We start from the raw sequence: 17,705 nt of genomic DNA, 5'->3' as shown, positions 1-17,705 counted from the left end.
TAATCGCATCTGACAGGTCGAGTTAAGTGAATTAGTTAAGACTTATTTAGTAGCACTTGTTCAAATAAGGTTTCTAATATTTACTGAGTTCATAGCCATTATAAGTTTAACGCCATCAGTTGTTCTTTATTCGACTTACGCCAAAAGTCATTGGCATTTTCATCAATATATTGCGCGTAGAAGTCTGCATTGATGCTTTTATCCTGGCTGGTTAGCATGAGCAGGGCTACATTTAAACTAATGCGTTTATTACCTGATAATTGTGCTGTTTCAAACGTTTGCTGAGCATAATGAATAAAATCACTACTTTGTTGATTCGCTTGGGCAAGTAAGGTTTTTAAGTAATTATTTGGGGTATTGTTGTCATCTAAACCAACTAATAAGGCAGCAGCATCCGTTAATCGGTTTTCAGCGAGGTAGAACTTCATTAATTGTTCTCGTGAGTTTTGCGCAACCCAATGATTTGGCGTTAGTTGGCTATATTCAAGTACCCGTTTAAAGTGAGGCTCTTTTGCGACTTTCTTTTGCGCAAAAATAGCATAATGAAAAGGGACTTTAGCAAAATGATAACTGGGCAGCTGATAAGCATTCATCTTGTTTTCAGCTTGCTGTAAATACAGGTACTTATCGGTTTCTTGCTTATGTTTATGCGCCATAATAGACAAATACGTAAGGGCGTGTAATTCACGCGGGATATCTTGGGCTTTTAATGCCAATTTTGCCGAACTGAGTAAGCTCTCTTTTACTTTAGGGTAATCTTTATTTTGGTGATCAAGCCAAGATTGTGCGTTCCAAGCGTCCGCTTGACGATGTAAATCATTAATAGACTCAAACACACTAATTGCTTTAGTTAATTTATCACTACTGAGCTCAATTAATTTTTTTTGTGTTAATACCGTGCTTTGTAACAATAGTGCATTGCCTTGTTGTAGCGGCGAATTGTTCTGAAATGCTGTTTGTTCTAGCTTATTCGCCAATACCATGGTTTTTTCCAATTCGCCTAAATCAATATAACTATTGCTCAGAGCGCCAAGAATAATGAGGTCATTAGGTGCTTCTTGATAAGCAATTGATAAGGTTGCTTGTTTTATTGCTGGAGATTGTGGTTTATTGACGAGTGAATAGATAAATAACTGACTTAAATGTTTATCTAGCTTGCTGGCGAGTTCAGTTTTTGAATTTGCTGATAGTTGTCCTTGCCAATCGTCATAGGGTCCTTTAACAATAAAGTCGAGATAATGTTGCTTAGCAAACACTCGGTATTGACCCGTTAATATCAGCGGATATTCTTCTCTTAAATTGGTGTAATAAAGCTCTGAAGAGGTCGCAAATTCCTTGTTAGTTACACTTGTAATAGGTGTGATATTTAATTGTTTATTGCTTACTAACTCAAAATCAGCAATGTTATTATCGTTAACTATGGGGATATAACCCAAGTTAACCGACTCTGGCGGCTGTTCGTCATTATTAAAGCTAAAAATAATGAATAGACCAAGAAAAATAGCACAGACACATAACAGCAAAGCTTGTTTTCTGATTGTTTTTTGTGCTGGCAACGTTTCTACAAGCGGATGCTCAATTACTTGCTCTGCAACGGCTTGTTGTTTTATCGCTGGCTTTGCTAGAGTCGTAGCAAGTTGCCATTGATAGCCTCTTTTCGGGAAGGTTTTTATGGCAGCATTGCCAAATAGATTACGTAGATGACTAATATTTTGGAATACTGCTTGCTCAGAAACCACTTTATCTTGCCAAACCAAATCAAGTATTGCTTCTTTATTAAGTACTTCGTCTTTTTTACTTAATAATAGCGCCAGTATCTTAGCTTCATTGTGGCGAATGGTAATAGGTTGTTTGTTTTGAGTTAAGGTTAAGCTGTCTGAATCAAACTCAAAATCATTAAAGCAGTAAATCATGTTATTAATATTGTTTTTATATTAAATTTCTTACAGCTATCTTAACGTATTGTCATTATGAAGCGTAAAGTAATATGTAAAAAAAATTGTCCTAGTTTCTTAGCGTTACATTAATTTTTGTTACAACTACGTTTGATATGAGCTTTGCAAAGATCTTAATGAAGCATTAAATTAGCTAGCAATAATACATATTAGGGAAAACACATGTTTAAAAAGTTATTAGCCAGTGTTGGCATTGGTAAAGCAAAAATTGATGCCATTTTACTACAAGAGGTTTTAGTTGCGGGCGAAGCCTTTGATGTTGAAATTGTCATAACCGGTGGTGATGTTGCCCAAGAGCTTAACGCTATCGAACTTGCTATTATGGCCGAAGCTAAAGCCGAGAAAGAAGTGGGTGATGAAGAGGTAAAATACAATACAAGTGTAGTGTTACAGCATTGGCATGAAACACTCGATATTGTCATTCAGCCTGAAGAAGTTATCTCGCAGGTATTTACCTTAGATTTGCATCCTGAAACGCCTGCAACAGAATTATTTGATCAGCAAGTTGGTAAAGTATGGTTACAAACAGGCTTAGATATTAAAAGTGGGCTCGATGGCTCAGATAAAGATCCATTAACCATAGTACCTTCAGCTACACAAATGGCTGTTTTACAGGTGATAGAATCATGTGGTTATCGCTTGTTTAAAGTGGATATTGAAGCCGGTGGCGTACGCTGTAATGGCTTTGCATCGCAGCTTCCTTGTTATCAAGAATATGAATTTAAACCCAATTCACGCTCACTATTTGGCGCAAAAGAAATCGAAGTCACCTTTGTTGATAATGGCAATGAGACAGGGGTGTTAATTGAAATTGATCGCGCTTTCTTAGGTGATGGTTATAAAAGCACGTCAATTTCTAATGAGTTAACTACTCCTGAGCAAGTACAACCTTATATAGAGTCCTTGTTGTAAGTTTGTTTTGCAGATGAATTCGTTAGATTATCAAGAAAACGGCTATTTACACTTAAGACAATTTTTTAATGCACAAGAGCTGGCTCCGCTAGAGTCAGCTTTGCGTACTTTTCATAATAATTGGTTAAAAGAGAATAACAGTGCCTATCAAGCGGGGGCGATTAATTCTGCCTATATTTCTGCAAAAAAGTACTTACCAGATGGCGATAGAGAGACATTATTTCATTTTATGATGTCGCAAAAGCTAACAGACATGGTAAAAGCCATTTTAATCACAACACCTGTAGCTGAAGACTTAAAAACCATTAGTAAAGGTATTCAAACCTTTAACCAGAATCATTTAGCAATAAACCTGAGTGCTAGCCTGATAGCAAAAGATTAGCGCTGAACTTGTTGCGCACTTGATTATTGTTTAAAGTGGTATAACCACTTTGCTTGATAACAGCGCTATGCACCAAGAATCTGTATTTATTTCTGATCATTCACACCAATTACATCTTAAACGCATTTGGCAAAAAGAAGGCGGTACGCCAATATTAATGCTTCATGGTTCGATGGAAAATGGCAAGATTTTTTACACCAAGTCAGGTAAAGGGCTAGCATGTTTTTTGGCTAAGCATGGTTTTGATGTCTACGTAGCAGACTTTAGGGGTAAGGGTTTAAGTAAACCTGCTATTCACCATGAATCTACACATGGTCAATTTGAATTAATCACCCGAGATATCCCCCAATTTATTAATTATGTTGCTAAACAAAGCCAGCAGAAAGTTCACGTTATTTGTCATTCATGGGGCGGCGTTATGCTCGCATGTAGTTTGCTTCGCTATCCTGAATTAGCCCAAACGGTTGCCAGTAAAATTTGTTTTGGTACTAAGCGCTCGATCAGTATTAAAGGTGCGCGTAAATTATTTAAACTCGATTTAGTTTGGAATAGACTACTGCCATTACTTGCCAGGCGTAAAGGCTATGTTGATATGGTGCGCTTAAAAATAGGGGCGGATAATGAAACCCGATCATTTTTACTACAGTGCATTCCATGGTTAAAGCAAGGGCAGTGGCATGACCCTGTCGATAACTTTAACTACCAAGCAAGTGCTGATTTGCTTGATTGGCCAGCAACTTGGCATTTAACCGGTATTAATGACAAATTACTGGGTCATGCCCAAGATGTACAATCATTTATTCAGGAATCAAACCGTAAGGCCCGATTCTCTTTATTGTCAAAAGCGCAGGGGAATTCAAGAAATTATGATCATATTGATATATTAACGCACCCCAAGGCCATTGATGATCATTTCCCACAGATACTTGAGTGGATAAATGAACACAGTAAGTAAAATTAGGTAAGCGCTATTAACCATTGAAAGCTAAACTGTTTTCTTGCATATTGGCGCTGATATTTAGACTAGAGAAAGTTTATGAAAAAGTTATCTTTATTATTGTTAAGCCTAGGTTTAATGGCATGCTCAGATGATGCCGGTAAAGTAAGTTTAGGGCTATTTACCACCAAAGATGTGATTGTTAAAGCAATGCAAGACCCTAAAGTAACCGGTGTTACTTGTCATGTCAGTTATATTGAGGCTGATTTAGATTTTGCTGATCCATCTGATATGAGTATAGCGTGTCGACAAACCGGAGAAATCACCCCAGAGCAACTGGCGCAAATAGACTTATCGAAAAATGGCGAAATAATTTTCAAACAATCATTAAGCATCTTATTTAAAAGCTTAAAGGTTAGGCGTATATATGATGAGAAGCAAAATACGCTGATTTATTTATCCTATTCAACCAAAGAAACCTCAGGTAGTCACCATCATTCGTTATCCACCGTACCACTTTATAAAACAAAAGCTTGGCAATGGTCTAAAACGAAACAAGCGGATTAAGATACATGTTAAATAAGCTTTTTAAAAGTACTCCAGTAATTGATGACAGCAGTAGGGCATGGATATTAGATAGCTTTGTTTGGTGTATTGAAAATTTAGATGGTCAATACTTTTTCCAATCGAGCGAGTTAATTTTACCGAATAATCAATTTTATCCTGGCACTATGCATAGTAGCTTGGAAATGATGACAGCTATTTTTAATAAAACGAAAAACTATGCAGGTCTGGCTAATTGGCCATTAGAGATCAAGCAATCGCAAACGGTAAATAATGCCAGCATGGCACAATTGGTTTTTCGTGGTAGTTTTCGCGGGCAACAATGTGAAATCATCAACAAGGAGGCGGTTGATGCTATTGAAGTATCTCTTCATCCTGCACAATTAAATCAACCACAAGATCTTATCGCCTATTTAGTACAAACTTTTGCCGGCATTGTCTTAAAACAACGCGGCCAAACACTCCCAGGTGGTGATAATATGCTTGCCGAAATGATTGATTTAGTCGCCTGTTTTATGGGCTTTGGTGTTATTTTTGCCAACACTGCTTATCAGTTTAAAGGCGGTTGTGGCTCTTGTAATATTCGAGCATTAAATAGACAAGCAACATTACCCGAAGCAGAAACTGTGTATGCACTCGCTGTATATATGGTGATTAAAAAGCAAAATATTAAGACAATTAAGGCCTCGTTAAAACCTCACTTATATAAGTTATTGCGCAAAGCATATAAAGACGTTGAGTCGTTTTTAATGGCAACTGATAATAAAAATTATGCCTTGTTAGCTGCTAAGTAAGGAGTGTATTCATATTTTGATTAACAAAACCCTGCTATTTAGATTGCTGATCAGTAGCTACTTGATAGTTACATCCGCTTTGGTTATGGCCAATGAAGAAAGTCAATTGGCTGACTTTACCACTGATGGCTGTAGTATGTTTCCTGATGGTACTAATGAGCAGCCAACATTATGGCGTCATTGCTGTGTAGCTCATGATTTTTCCTATTGGCAGGGTGGTACTTACCAGCAAAGAAAGCTTGCCGATAAAGCCTTAAGGTTATGCTTAGCCGAGGTTGATTTACCTTCATTAGGTAGCATGATGGAAATAGGCGTTCGATTAGGTGGCAGCCCTTATTTTCCCACGCCTTTTCGCTGGGGATATGGTTGGCCATATATGCGAGGCTATAAAGCTTTAACAGAGCAAGAATTAGTTAAAGTTGCCGAAAAAGCACCAAGTAATTTAAAGGATTATTAGTATGAAAAAGTGCCTTGTTATCTCAGCAATATTGGCGCTATCTGCTTGCGCTAGTCAATCAGGCTGGCAAATGCGGGCGACACCTCAACAGCATGCTATTTCAGGCTCACTCACAAAACTACCTGATGTCACAGAAATTGCCAATTTAACTTTAACAGGATTCCCAAGTGCTTATATGCCACAGCATGTTAGACCTTGCTGCGCTTTTGGTGATGATCAAAGTGTGGCATTAGGCAATGTTAAAGTTCCGTTTTTTCAATACTCTAATACCTTATCATTAGATGAGCTAGGTGCGCATTCATTTGATGCAGGAACAATAAGCTTAACAAAGAAAACGCCAAAAAGTAGCAGAGAGCTTGAGAAAAACGGCATGATGTATACTTTGCGTGGCGGCTTTTTAGATATAGCGCATATACGTGATACCGCTGATAATACTGTTGGTTTGTTTTATCAAATCTTTCCTGAGTTAGGGCAAGATGCCAAGATAGCAATACCTGATGAGTTAGGCACAAGGTATATTCAATTATCGGCGTTTGATGTTAGCCAATTTAATGCCAGAGAGCGCTGGAAACTCTCTGCCCATATCGCCGCCTATATGTCATTTGTAATGGCGCAAGCTCATGAAATTGCCCAGTGGCACGGCTATCGAAGCTTTGCTCCTTGGCCAGAAACTATTTCAGCGTTTTCACCAGAAGATTTGTACTCTAACATGTTAGGCTCAAAAGTCGCTTTGTCGCTACTCTTAACGAATTTAGCGTTAACACAAGAGCTTTATGAACAGCATTTTACATCCTGGTTATATAAAACCATAAAATCGTTAGAGCCATTATCAAAAGAAGAAACAAATCAGCTATTTAAAATGCTTGACGGTCATTGGTGGGATTCATCTGTCAGCATGCCAAATAAATATATGGTATTAAAACGCGACTACCATATTGGCACACATAGAATGCCATTATTAGTACCAAATGACTTTATCGCGCAATTGAACTTATCTGATAAGTTGAGTTCGAAGGAGTCAGTGGCTAATAAAGCCATTTCACTCAACTTGGAAATGGAGATCTTAGGTCAAAACTTATCGCAATTAGCGACAATGTACTTACAGGTCGACGCCGAACATCATCAAAGCTTTAAGCACATTCCACAGTCAGTGTGGTTAGAAGGCTTTACCAACCAAGCGTTTCAGGTAATTGCTGAGTACAATAAAGATTTTGATCAGCTTGAGTTAAATCATCAGAAAAAGCACTAAATTATTAAGGATTGATAATGAAAATATTCGTTTTAGCTTGTACTTTAACACTAGGTTTAACCGCTTGTAGCAATATACAGCTTAATAGTAATTTTAAACCGCAAGCAGAAATTAGCATCAGAGGTTCGGTTGTTGAAGAGTATTCGCGAGAAGAGCTTTCACATTACCAGTATCGTTTTTTAGGGCCTGTAATGACTAATTATTGCCACATTAAAGATAGAGAGCCACTTCCACAGAGACGAGCAGAAACTATACCGTCAAAAGAAGCATTTATCAGAGTATTAAAATCAGAAGCGCAAGCAAAGGGCGCAAATGCCATGGTATTTGAGCAGTGCAATTTAATCGCTTCTACTTATGATTGCGAACACCACTATCGCTGTACAGCAAATGCCTACGATATTTTGTATCATTAATATATTCCAAAAAGAGAGTTAATTATGTTAAGAAAATTCACAGCCTTACTTACTAGTTTGCTGCTTATTAGCACAGCTGCTGCCACTGAGCTTAAAGTAGGGGATATAGCACCAGATTTTAATCTACAAGCAACGACAGGTGAGTATTTCAAGCTCAGTGATTATCGTGGTAAGCAAGCAGTAGTATTAGCTTGGTACCCAATGGCAAATACACGTGGTTGCACGATTGAATGTAGATCTCTGGTTGAAAAGGGCCATTTAATTCGAGCATTTGACGTTAGTTATTTTATGGCCAGCGTTGATGCGTTAGACGAAAACAGAGACTTTGCTAAAAAGACCGATGCCGATTTTCCTATGTTAAGCGATCCAACCAAAGAAACCGCGAAAGCTTATGATGTGCTTAATCTATTTAGGGTGGCTAGTCGGGTAACCTTTTATATCTCTAAAGAGGGTAAAATACTTAAGATTGATGAAGACATTAATCCGAGTACTGCCGCGGAAGATATTGCTGAAAGCTTGAAACAGTTAAAAATTGCAGCAAGCAATGGCTAAACCAAATAAGAAAGGGCCGATTAAAACGGTTGATATCTTTTGTCAGCATTGCAATCAAGCATTATTTAAATACAGAAAAGCTGGTAAAGGCGCTTTAGTTAAGTGCTTTAAAGAGCGAATTAGTGTTGATTACACTGAACAAAGTTGTACTTGCCCAAAATGTAAAAAAATATTTGCTCGTGAAACTATGATACGCGGTACGGCTGCACTTAAGATAATAGGTGGTAAGGTTTGGTTTAAATAGCGTGATTATTTCCTAGTGACAACTTGTTTAATAACAACAACATAAGTCAACACTCAATGACAGTTAATTACATTTATTTTGACTATGATTTCCTTAAAGATTTATTAAAGGATATGATTTTTATGAATAATTTGAATCTTAACTGGTCAACTAGACTTACTTGTAGACAACAACTTAAGCTAAGAAATGCCATATTATCAGGTCAAACACTAAAGCAGATCCAAGCAACAGAGCCAGTGATAGATAAGCTGACTTATCTAGAGTGTAAAGCGAGTTTATTTGAGCAAGTAAAAGTATCTCATAACTTATTGCTACAAGCGATTGAAGACTTAAATGCTCCCATGCAAGATGCTTTTAATAATGCGCTAGAAAAAGTAGTAGCAGATCATTTAGATGATGATTGTTATCGTCAGATAGAAGCGAAAACAGCAGAAGTGATTACCTTAAATGTTGCTTAGCTCGCGCCTTGATTCAATGGCTTTAAAACTCAATGGCCTTAAAACGATAAAAGCCCGACAAAAATTGTCGGGCTTTTTGTATATGGTCGGGATAGCAGGACTTGAACCTGCGACCTCACGTCCCCCAGACGCACGCGCTACCAGACTGCGCTATACCCCGATTTTTATTTAGCTCAGAGAGAACTTCTAAAGCTGAAAGGTATATTAATGATTTTATTAGTGATTGCAATGACAATAAAGTGCAATACCTTGATTCATCGCTTAAGTGCATACTAAATAATCAGATTGCCTATTAGTCTGTTATCTTTTAGCTTGATTATATTGGCTAAACTGCTTAATAAAATGAACACCGTCTATCATTAATGGGAAATCTGCCTTAATGGTGATCGGGGCTTGCAATTGTCTAGAGTAACTTTGAAAGTTACCATTTTGATCGATAAACACAGATTTATCTTTATTGAAAACCATCATACCTTTGGCTGTGGTATTGGCTATAACACGGTCTTTATTGAGTGTTAATAAATCAGCGCCGCTGCTATATCGCTTTGGCTCAGCCATACAAGTAAACATATTGCTCAATAGCGTAGGCTGTAAATCCATATGACTTGTTACATGCTCAAAGTCATCTTCAGCGTTTATTTTTTTATTTGGGTAGATAAGTAACGCAGGTTTAGATGATAAACGAGCTTCATCAGTATCATTTCCCATAGAGCTAACCCAAATGATATCTTTGGTTTCTTTATGTTTTTGCGCTAGTAATAGGGCATCGACAAATAACTCAAACTGATATCTACCATCATAGCTTGGATTGTCTTGATTCGCTTTCGTGTCAAAATAAAACACATGCAAACCAACGGGCATAGCGTTCAATTGTTCAGCAAACAGAATCGAAGAGATATCAGTAATTTGTTTGCGTTCATGAAATAATGCATCGTACCAAGTTGGTTCTTGTTGAGTGTTTTCTCTTGGTAATGTCGCGCGGATTGAAGTAAAGCTGGTTGCCATATCGTGCTTGGCTAAGGCTTGAAATAATAATGGTTGTTGCCCTTGTTTTAGGATCGCTTCTTGATAAATACTCGGCAGTGAATAAAACATATTAAACCAAGTATCATCGGCAATACCGGTATCAATATGATGATCTAATTGTAAGCTATTACCGCTTGCTCTTTGTTGAAATTGGTTTACTTGTGTAGATGTTAATTGCTTATCTGTTAACACAAGAAAGATAGACTCTTTAGGTTCCTTGCTGTTGCAAGACATGCCATCAAGAGCAGGGTATGCTGGAATAGCTGAAGTAAAAGATAACGGACTCGTTTTTCTTTCAATATAATCAGCTTTATTAAATAAACCATACTTAGTAAGTAAGGTTTTTGCCGTTGCCGGATACGATAAAGGTAATACGGTATCTTGTCTTAAAATATCATAATCAAGGTTGGCATCAGCCCAAATATGACTTAAGTGACTAAAAAAGAAAGATAACACTAAGAAGAAGACAACAAATCGGGCAAATACCGTGCGTTGTAATTGCTTCAGGTGCTTCCACGCATAGTTACTTACCACGAGCTCAAAAGATAGAATAACTAAGGCTAACACCGCAATTACACTATAAAAGCTTACGCTATTGATGCTGATTTGCTCTTTGATTAAATCGATAATCTGGCTGCTTGAAGAGGCATTTAAATGATAGCCCAAGCGACTGTAAACAAAGCCATCTAAGACTAATAATAATAAACCAATAGTAAATATGATGGAGCCAGAAGCCCGTATAAAGCGCGTATTGGGATAAAGTAAAGTCAGTGGAAATAATATTAAGACAAAGCTAATAAAGGTTAAAAAACCAATATGACTAAGCCAAGTAGTAATCAGGTAAACCTGGCCAAATAATGTTTCTGGCGCTGCTTCATTAAATAAATAATAAGAAGATAAGGTAATGGCAGCGAGTATATTAAAGAATGTGAACCAATGGCCCCAACTGATCAAATGTAATAGTTTTTTGCTATAGCTTTTCGTATCAAAAGAAACCATTGATTATTATTCTTCTAATTAATGTAAATGGACTAGATTAGTGAGTTTTTTGAATTGATTGTTTTAACGCACGAGTAAAATTGTCTACAATAGCGGTGCGTTGGTCTTCTGGTACTTGACTTACCACATTGGTAATCGTGTTTCCTAAACACATTAGCGCTAAATCAGGCGTTGCTGATTCGTTAACTAGAACATCCATAAGTTCTTGAATAATTTTTTCTACACGCTCGTTTGAATATTTAGATACAATAGGCATATTGATACTTTAATTGTTGATGATATAAATAATTTTCGTAGTTTATCAAATGCCTGCACAATATACTATATAAGACAAAGACAGACTTTATCTATGAGTTTAATAATTTCAAATATTGCATTACATTTTTTATCCAAAAAAGAAGAAACGGGCGAAGTGGTTTTACGTTTAGGGCCTGAAAATATTGAAATCAGCCAGAAAATTACCAACTTTGTAGATGGCTTACATGCCATATATAACGGTAAAGGCAGTAAAGCCTATGGTAGTTTTTCTGCTATGCCTAGCGAAGGTGATAGCGCTCGCTTTGTTGATATTATGGAAAGCTACCTTTCTGAGCAGCAAGACTTTCACGCCTTTAGCACGCAAGCAGCGAATATGCTGAAAAATGAAATAGAAAAATACGATTTGGCAGAAACGGGTTACTTGGTTATTTGTCACTATGAATTAATGGGTGGCCGCTACTTATTTGCTGCAATTATTCCTATTTCTGAGCACTACAGTGTTGACGGTGAGCTAAATATATCAGCAGATCAACACTTAGATACCACTAAGTTACAACTAGCGGCACGTATTGATTTATTTGACTATCAAAACACTGCTGATGGCGATCGTTATATATCCTTTATTAAAGGGCGCGCAGGTCGTAAAGTGTCTGACTTCTTTTTAGACTTTTTAGGCTGCGAAGAAGGCTTAAATGCTAAAGAGCAAACACAAACCTTAGTGCAAGCGGTAGAAGATTATGTAGCCGTAAACCAGCTTGATGCTGCTGAAAAGCAGCAAACCCGTAAAGATTTACTTAACTATTGTAAAGATCAAAAAGCCAGTTCGCAGGATGTTTCTATTCAAGAATTAGGCAAAGTAATAGAGCCTGCTGGTGCTGAGCAAGACTTTTATCAATTTTGCCAAGAACAATCGTATCCGATCGAAGAATCATTTCCTCATGAACAGGCTGTTGTTAACAAAATTACCAAGTATTCAGGTTATGGTAATGGCATAAGTTTAAGTTTTGAGCGCAGCCATTTTGGCGAAGATGTTGTGTATAATCCACACAATGACTCTATTACCATTTATAAAGTGCCACCGAATTTAAAAGAGCAATTATTAGCCTTACTTAACACAGGCAATGATAGTGAAGAATAATGTTTATCAACATCTTTGCGTAACACGTAACCATTTAAGGTATTGATAAAATTAAATTTATTTAAAAGTAGAAATTTAAAGAGATAACCATGACAACAAAACTAACCATCATACGTCCTGACGATTGGCATGTTCATTTAAGAGATGGCGAGGTACTAAAAGATACCGTAGCAGATATTAGCCGCTACTTTGGTCGCGCCATTGTAATGCCAAATCTTGTACCGCCGGTAGTAAATGCTGAGCAGGCAAGTGAGTACCATGCACGAATTATGGCGCAATCACCACGTGAAAATTTCCAGCCACTTATGGTGTTATATTTAACTGATAATACTACGGCTGAAGATATTATCAGCGCGAAAGAATCTGGCTTAGTGTATGCGGCCAAGCTTTATCCGGCAGGTGCAACAACCAATTCGTCATCAGGTGTTACTGATGTGGCAAATCTTGAAGATGTTTTCGCAGCAATGCAATCTGTTGGTATGCCACTATTAATTCATGGTGAAGTAACTAAAGATGACATTGATATTTTCGACCGTGAACAAGTATTTATTGATACGATTTTACGTCCATTAGTTGCTAATTACCCAATGCTTAAAGTGGTTTTAGAGCACATCACTACTAAAAATGCCGTTGATTTTGTTAAAGAAGCAAGTGATAACGTTGCAGCAACCATCACAGTTCACCATTTACTTTATAACAGAAACCACATGTTAGTTGGCGGTATTCGTCCGCATTATTTCTGTTTACCGGTATTAAAGCGCAATACTCATCAAGCAGCCTTAATAGAAGCGGCGACAAGTGGTAGTAAAAAATTCTTCTTAGGTACTGATTCAGCACCGCACGCACAACATGCGAAAGAATCAGCATGTGGTTGTGCTGGTTCATATACTGCACATGCTGCAATTGAACTGTATGCTGAAGTATTTGAACATGAAAATGCTTTAGATAAACTAGAAGCGTTCGCAAGTATTAACGGCCCTACATTTTATCAATTACCCATTAATGAAGATAAAATCACACTAGAAAAAGTAGAGTGGCCAGTGCCGGCAACATTAACCTTTGGTAACGATGTTGTTGTACCAATTCGCGCCAACGAAACAATCGCTTGGCAAGTAAAAGACTAATTTGGAGTGATATAAACTCAATGCAATTATTTGTAAATGATCTAACCGTAATTGATTTTTCATACCTTTGTCAGCAAAGGGGCATAGTTGGTGAAAGTTGGATAGTTGATGTGCTTTTAGATGGCTCACTTAATGAAATGAGCATGGTGTTAGACTTTGCCGTGGTAAAAAAGCAAATTAAAGCCATTATAGATGAAGCCGTTGATCATAAACTGCTATTACCAATGCAATGTGAGGGTTTGACCCTTGAAAGCTCAAGCCATCATGAAGATCATCAAACGATTGACTTTTTAAGTGATATCGCCAGTTATCATTTACAATCACCAAGTTGCGCTTTTGCGCAGCTTGAGTGCAGCGCAATTACTATTGAGGATGTCACAAGCCATTTAACTCAAATTATATTGGCGCAGTTACCTGAGAATGTACAAGGGCTAGAGTTAACGTTACGCCCAGAAGTGATTCCAAGTGATTATTATCATTACACCCATGGCTTAAAGTTACACGATGGTAATTGCCAACGTATTGCTCATGGTCATCGTTCAAAAATTAAAATTTTTGTTGATAACAAAAGAAATAGCGAGCTGGAAAAAGCTTGGTGTTTACGTTGGCAAGATATTTATATTGCCAGTGAAGCTGATCGTGTTGCTCAATCTGATATTCAGCTATCAGAAAAAGCGTCAGGTTATTTGAAACCCGATCACCAATTTTTCGCGTATCAAGCACCACAAGGTCGTTTTGATATTGCAGTACAAAAGCGTGTACTTGATGTGGTTGATTGCGATTCAACGGTAGAGCTATTAGCCGATTTTATTTTACGACAAATTTTAACGGCAAAACCGACCTTGAAAGGACGCTTAAAAGTAATGGCCTATGAAGGTGTTGCTAAAGGAGCAATTGTTAATGGCTAACAAACTTCTCTCATCTTTATTAATAACATCAAGCATTATGGCAAGTGCCATCAGCTTTCAAAGCGCTGCTGCTAGCATCAAGATTTCTGGAGAAATAAAGCAGGGCGGTTTAATTATTGGTAAAGCTGAGGCAACGGATAAAGTCACTTTAAACGGTAAGCCTTTAGTGGTATCAAAACAAGGCGACTATGCTTTTGGTTTTTCACGCGATGATAAAGAAAGCTACCAACTTGTGGTCACTTCAGTTAATGGTGATCGGGTAGAAAAAACATTAACACCGGCAAAACGCGAATATAAGCTTCAGCGTATTGAAGGTATTAAGAAAAGCATAATGCAGCCAAATCCTGAAGCGGTTAAACGCTCACAAAAAGATAGCCAACAAGTTAAAGCAGCGCGAAAAATATCAAGTGATATTACTAGTTTTGCAGGAGGCTTTATTCCACCTATAAAAGGCATAATTACAGGTGTATATGGCAGCCAGCGTATCTATAATGGTGTGCCTAAAACACCACATTACGGCTTAGATTATGCTGGAAAAACAGGTGATCCCGTTAAAGCACCAGCAGCGGGCAAAGTACTATTATGGGTGCCAGATATGTTTTACTCTGGTGGCACTATGATCATAGATCATGGCCAAGGTATCAGTTCTACCTTTTTGCATTTAAGTGATAGTTACGTTGCTACCGGTGACACAGTTAAACAAGGACAAGTGGTTGCGGCAGTAGGCAAAAGCGGTAGGGCGACTGGGCCTCATTTAGATTGGCGTATTAACTGGTTTGATGTAAAAATTGACCCAGCATTAGCCCTTAAAGTGAAGCCAATTAAATAACTTTAAAAATCGTCATTTTTTGAAATTTCATTAAAAAGGCAGCGCTCGAGCTGCCTTATTTTTTTGCCTTCTCATAACGCCTATCATAGTTTTGGTTGTTTCTACTGAGGAATGTCCCATCAAATCTGGCACGAAAAATACATCTTCACCATTTTCTAATAGCTTAGTTGCAAAGGTTCGGCGTAAATCATGGGGTGGGAAAGCAATTGAATGTTCAAATGATTATTTCACTTGCTATACGTTGGTTTATTTATATATCACTAAACTTATCGCGCCGCCTAACTGGTATAATTTTCCCCCTTCTTTTTTTGAGCCCGTGATATCTAAGCTGCCTTTTGGGGTGCCATGACAAACTAAACAGAAAGCTTCGTAATATTCAGGCAATATTAACCCATTGCATTTTGACGAGTTAGTAGAGTTCTTAGAAAATTATCAACAAAAAATGGGGAGTAACTAAAGTCTGTTGATATTTTCGGTATAACAATTAAATACCTAAAAACAGGCGTTAAAGATTTCTTAGAGATTTATCAGCAGAGCATAAAAGCCAACATTTGCCGTAACAAATACAACCCTTATTAATTCCTATACCACTGAATATTGGACATAGCGTTTTGCGTGTATTAAACTAGTGTTCAACTAATTGAGCCTCTAATTATGTAAATAATGATAATAAACAAGCCAACACCTTTATATCCTCGTTACAGTGATCTTATTGAGTTTTATTTTGAAGATTACCCAGAGCTAACTAAATTCTTAAATTCATTGCCTGATTGGTGCCTTGAACATTTTCACTGGGCTAAATCATTTCTCGAATATACCGGCCGAAATAAATCAGTTCATACCTATGATCGATTCAGAAATGAAATTGAACGATTTTTGCTTTGGGCATTTTTAATTAAGCAATCACCAATAGATCAATTTCGTAAACAAGATATTTTAGATTACGCTGACTTTTGTTGGCAGCCGCCAGTTAATTGGATCGGCACATCTAATCAAGAACGCTTTAAAGTTGCCAACGGTTACTCATCTGCTAATGAAGCTTGGTTTCCATTCAAAATCCAAGTGCCTAAAGCACATAAATCCATAGCTAAGATCGATAAGAAAAAATATCGACCATCACAAGAAACTTTAAAAGCTTTGTTTACTGCTATCTCTACATTTTATGATTATTTAATGTATGAAGAGCTTTGTTATGGTAATCCGGTAAAAATTGCTAGAAAAGATTGTCGATATTTTATTACTGATACGCAAGTAAAAGAAATCAAGCGATTAACATCTAGTCAATGGGAATATGTCTTAGATACTGCTGTTGAAATGGCAAATGAAGATCTTATCTTTGAGCGAAATCTATTTATTATAGCGGCACTAAAAACCTTATTTTTACGTATTTCAGAGTTATCAGAGCGAGCTGATTGGTCACCGATTATGGGACATTTCTGGCAAGATGAAGATGAAAATTGGTGGCTTAAAGTTTTTGGTAAAGGTAGAAAACTACGTGATATTACCGTACCAACTGATTTTTTGCCATTTCTGCAGCGTTATCGGTTATATCGAGGCCTGCCAGGCATGCCATTAACTAAAGAAAACAATGTCTTAGTAGAAAAAATACGTGGTCAAGGTGGTATGACATCGAGACAATTGAGGCGTTTAGTACAAGATGTATTTGATAAGGCCTATGAAAATATGCGTGTTAATGAGGGGCCGACTAAAGCTTTAAAACTTAAAGAAGCTTCGACCCATTGGCTTCGCCATACTGGCGCTAGTATGGAAATCGAACGTGGCCGCCCTCTTAAAGATGTTTCTGAAGATCTCGGTCATGCTTCTATGGCAACTACTGACACTGTTTATGTTCAAAGTGAAAATAAACAACGCGCTGAAAGTGGCAAACAAAGAAAAGTTAATTAGTATAAATATTTAGTGTCATATATTTAAATATCAAGCAATTCAATTGCTTGAATGGGTTTCATTAGATTTAAGCATTCAGGTTGTCGGATAGCCTATAATGTTTCGATTGTTAGCTTTTCAACTATCGTTTCATAGCGTTTGAAATAATAAAACCATTACAGGCTTTATCAAATTCTACTTTATTATGACCGTTTGGCGTTTCTTTATATTGCTGTAGCCAATATGAACATGATGCATCATCTTGAGCATATTTAGCTTTATTAGTATAAGCATCTTTGCTTATCGGTTTGTATTCTGAATCACGAATATATGAAACTGATTTATTTGAATTTGAAAAATTTAATGATGTACTGCGCTTTGAGAAATCTATAGATGATGATTTTCGCTGTTTATGATCTAAAAAATCTGAAGGTACTTTTATAATGTTTGGCTTAGGTATTGACACTTCAGTGTTTTCAGCAGGAAATAACGCAGAATTGATTGATGCGTAATTTCGGTAAAAGACAATTAAAAAGACGCCAATAATAAAAAGCGTTATACCAAATTTAAAGTAATTAAAGTTAGTCATACGAATATCCCTTTCAGTAACTATTAAGATTTA

The 17,705-nt window shown here is 37.1% G+C and carries 21 protein-coding genes and 1 tRNA gene; 16 read left to right on the top strand and 6 right to left on the bottom strand.

The annotated features are described in order from the left end of the window. Positions 1–98: 98 nt before the first annotated feature. The gene (locus EMK97_RS02160) at positions 99–1,913 is read right to left on the bottom strand and encodes a winged helix-turn-helix domain-containing protein (RefSeq protein WP_130599016.1); all 1,815 of its coding nucleotides are present in this window, start codon (positions 1,911–1,913) and stop codon (positions 99–101) included. Between the two features lie 204 nt (positions 1,914–2,117). Between EMK97_RS02160 and EMK97_RS02155 the strand changes: the two genes are divergently transcribed. The 11 genes from EMK97_RS02155 (at position 2,118) to EMK97_RS02105 (ending at position 8,917) form a co-directional block, all read left to right on the top strand. Continuing rightward, entirely contained in the window at positions 2,118–2,867 is a 750-nt protein-coding gene (locus tag EMK97_RS02155) for a sporulation protein (protein WP_130599014.1), read from the top strand. Positions 2,868–2,880: 13 nt separating this feature from the next. Continuing rightward, positions 2,881–3,249 carry a phytanoyl-CoA dioxygenase family protein gene (locus tag EMK97_RS02150; RefSeq protein ID WP_130599012.1) on the top strand — a complete coding sequence of 123 codons (369 nt, stop codon included), beginning with the start codon at positions 2,881–2,883 and terminating at the stop codon, positions 3,247–3,249. Positions 3,250–3,316: 67 nt separating this feature from the next. Further along, positions 3,317–4,204 carry an alpha/beta fold hydrolase gene (locus EMK97_RS02145; RefSeq protein WP_130599010.1) on the top strand — a complete coding sequence of 296 codons (888 nt, stop codon included), beginning with the start codon at positions 3,317–3,319 and terminating at the stop codon, positions 4,202–4,204. Between the two features lie 81 nt (positions 4,205–4,285). Next, on the top strand, positions 4,286–4,753 hold the full coding sequence (locus tag EMK97_RS02140; protein WP_130599008.1) for a CreA family protein: 468 nt from the start codon (positions 4,286–4,288) through the stop codon (positions 4,751–4,753). Positions 4,754–4,758: 5 nt separating this feature from the next. Next, positions 4,759–5,544 (top strand): hypothetical protein, encoded by a 786-nt coding sequence (locus EMK97_RS02135; RefSeq protein WP_130599006.1) that lies wholly within the window; start codon positions 4,759–4,761, stop codon positions 5,542–5,544. A 16-nt stretch (positions 5,545–5,560) separates the two neighbouring features. Next, positions 5,561–6,001: a hypothetical protein gene (locus tag EMK97_RS02130; protein ID WP_246028856.1), complete on the top strand. Its 441-nt coding sequence runs from the start codon at positions 5,561–5,563 to the stop codon at positions 5,999–6,001. Between the two features lies 1 nt (position 6,002). Beyond that, positions 6,003–7,250: a DUF4056 domain-containing protein gene (locus tag EMK97_RS02125; RefSeq protein ID WP_130599004.1), complete on the top strand. Its 1,248-nt coding sequence runs from the start codon at positions 6,003–6,005 to the stop codon at positions 7,248–7,250. Positions 7,251–7,267: 17 nt separating this feature from the next. Continuing rightward, on the top strand, positions 7,268–7,663 hold the full coding sequence (locus EMK97_RS02120; protein ID WP_130599002.1) for a hypothetical protein: 396 nt from the start codon (positions 7,268–7,270) through the stop codon (positions 7,661–7,663). Between the two features lie 24 nt (positions 7,664–7,687). After that, entirely contained in the window at positions 7,688–8,215 is a 528-nt protein-coding gene (locus EMK97_RS02115) for a peroxiredoxin family protein (RefSeq protein ID WP_130599000.1), read from the top strand. Then, positions 8,208–8,459 carry a hypothetical protein gene (locus EMK97_RS02110; protein WP_130598998.1) on the top strand — a complete coding sequence of 84 codons (252 nt, stop codon included), beginning with the start codon at positions 8,208–8,210 and terminating at the stop codon, positions 8,457–8,459. Before EMK97_RS02115 ends, EMK97_RS02110 begins: the two co-directional genes overlap by 8 nt. A gap of 122 nt (positions 8,460–8,581) precedes the next feature. Then, positions 8,582–8,917, top strand: coding sequence for a hypothetical protein (locus tag EMK97_RS02105; RefSeq protein ID WP_130598996.1), 336 nt, complete (start codon positions 8,582–8,584; stop codon positions 8,915–8,917). A gap of 83 nt (positions 8,918–9,000) precedes the next feature. Here EMK97_RS02105 and EMK97_RS02100 read toward each other — a convergent pair. The 3 genes from EMK97_RS02100 to EMK97_RS02090 all read right to left on the bottom strand — a co-directional run bounded on the left by EMK97_RS02100 (position 9,001) and on the right by EMK97_RS02090 (position 11,198). After that, positions 9,001–9,077: transfer RNA gene (locus EMK97_RS02100), tRNA-Pro, on the bottom strand. A 140-nt stretch (positions 9,078–9,217) separates the two neighbouring features. Beyond that, positions 9,218–10,942: a DUF3413 domain-containing protein gene (locus EMK97_RS02095; protein ID WP_130598994.1), complete on the bottom strand. Its 1,725-nt coding sequence runs from the start codon at positions 10,940–10,942 to the stop codon at positions 9,218–9,220. Positions 10,943–10,979: 37 nt separating this feature from the next. Further along, positions 10,980–11,198 (bottom strand): YejL family protein, encoded by a 219-nt coding sequence (locus EMK97_RS02090; protein ID WP_130598992.1) that lies wholly within the window; start codon positions 11,196–11,198, stop codon positions 10,980–10,982. A gap of 93 nt (positions 11,199–11,291) precedes the next feature. On the opposite strand from EMK97_RS02090, the gene yejK reads away from it, so the two are divergent. The 4 genes from yejK to EMK97_RS02070 all read left to right on the top strand — a co-directional run bounded on the left by yejK (position 11,292) and on the right by EMK97_RS02070 (position 15,199). Beyond that, positions 11,292–12,338: a nucleoid-associated protein YejK gene (gene yejK, locus EMK97_RS02085; protein ID WP_130598990.1), complete on the top strand. Its 1,047-nt coding sequence runs from the start codon at positions 11,292–11,294 to the stop codon at positions 12,336–12,338. An 89-nt stretch (positions 12,339–12,427) separates the two neighbouring features. Then, the gene (gene pyrC, locus EMK97_RS02080; protein WP_130598988.1) at positions 12,428–13,462 is read left to right on the top strand and encodes a dihydroorotase; all 1,035 of its coding nucleotides are present in this window, start codon (positions 12,428–12,430) and stop codon (positions 13,460–13,462) included. A 20-nt stretch (positions 13,463–13,482) separates the two neighbouring features. After that, positions 13,483–14,370, top strand: coding sequence for a 6-carboxytetrahydropterin synthase (locus tag EMK97_RS02075; protein WP_130598986.1), 888 nt, complete (start codon positions 13,483–13,485; stop codon positions 14,368–14,370). Then, positions 14,363–15,199: a M23 family metallopeptidase gene (locus EMK97_RS02070; protein WP_246028855.1), complete on the top strand. Its 837-nt coding sequence runs from the start codon at positions 14,363–14,365 to the stop codon at positions 15,197–15,199. Before EMK97_RS02075 ends, EMK97_RS02070 begins: the two co-directional genes overlap by 8 nt. A 30-nt stretch (positions 15,200–15,229) precedes the next feature. Here EMK97_RS02070 and EMK97_RS02065 read toward each other — a convergent pair whose 3' ends face one another. Beyond that, complete coding sequence (locus EMK97_RS02065; protein ID WP_130604340.1) at positions 15,230–15,406, bottom strand: tyrosine-type recombinase/integrase; 177 nt, start codon at positions 15,404–15,406, stop codon at positions 15,230–15,232. Positions 15,407–15,862: 456 nt separating this feature from the next. Between EMK97_RS02065 and EMK97_RS02060 the strand changes: the two genes are divergently transcribed. Then, positions 15,863–17,104, top strand: coding sequence for a tyrosine-type recombinase/integrase (locus EMK97_RS02060; RefSeq protein ID WP_130598982.1), 1,242 nt, complete (start codon positions 15,863–15,865; stop codon positions 17,102–17,104). A gap of 121 nt (positions 17,105–17,225) precedes the next feature. On the opposite strand, the gene EMK97_RS02055 is transcribed toward EMK97_RS02060, so the two are convergent. Further along, positions 17,226–17,672, bottom strand: coding sequence for a hypothetical protein (locus EMK97_RS02055; protein WP_130598980.1), 447 nt, complete (start codon positions 17,670–17,672; stop codon positions 17,226–17,228). Positions 17,673–17,705: the final 33 nt, after the last annotated feature.

This window comes from Litorilituus sediminis (assembly GCF_004295665.1).
GTDB classification, from domain to species: Bacteria; Pseudomonadota; Gammaproteobacteria; order Enterobacterales; family Alteromonadaceae; genus Colwellia; species Colwellia sediminis.
This window is presented reverse-complemented; position numbering and strand designations above follow the sequence as displayed.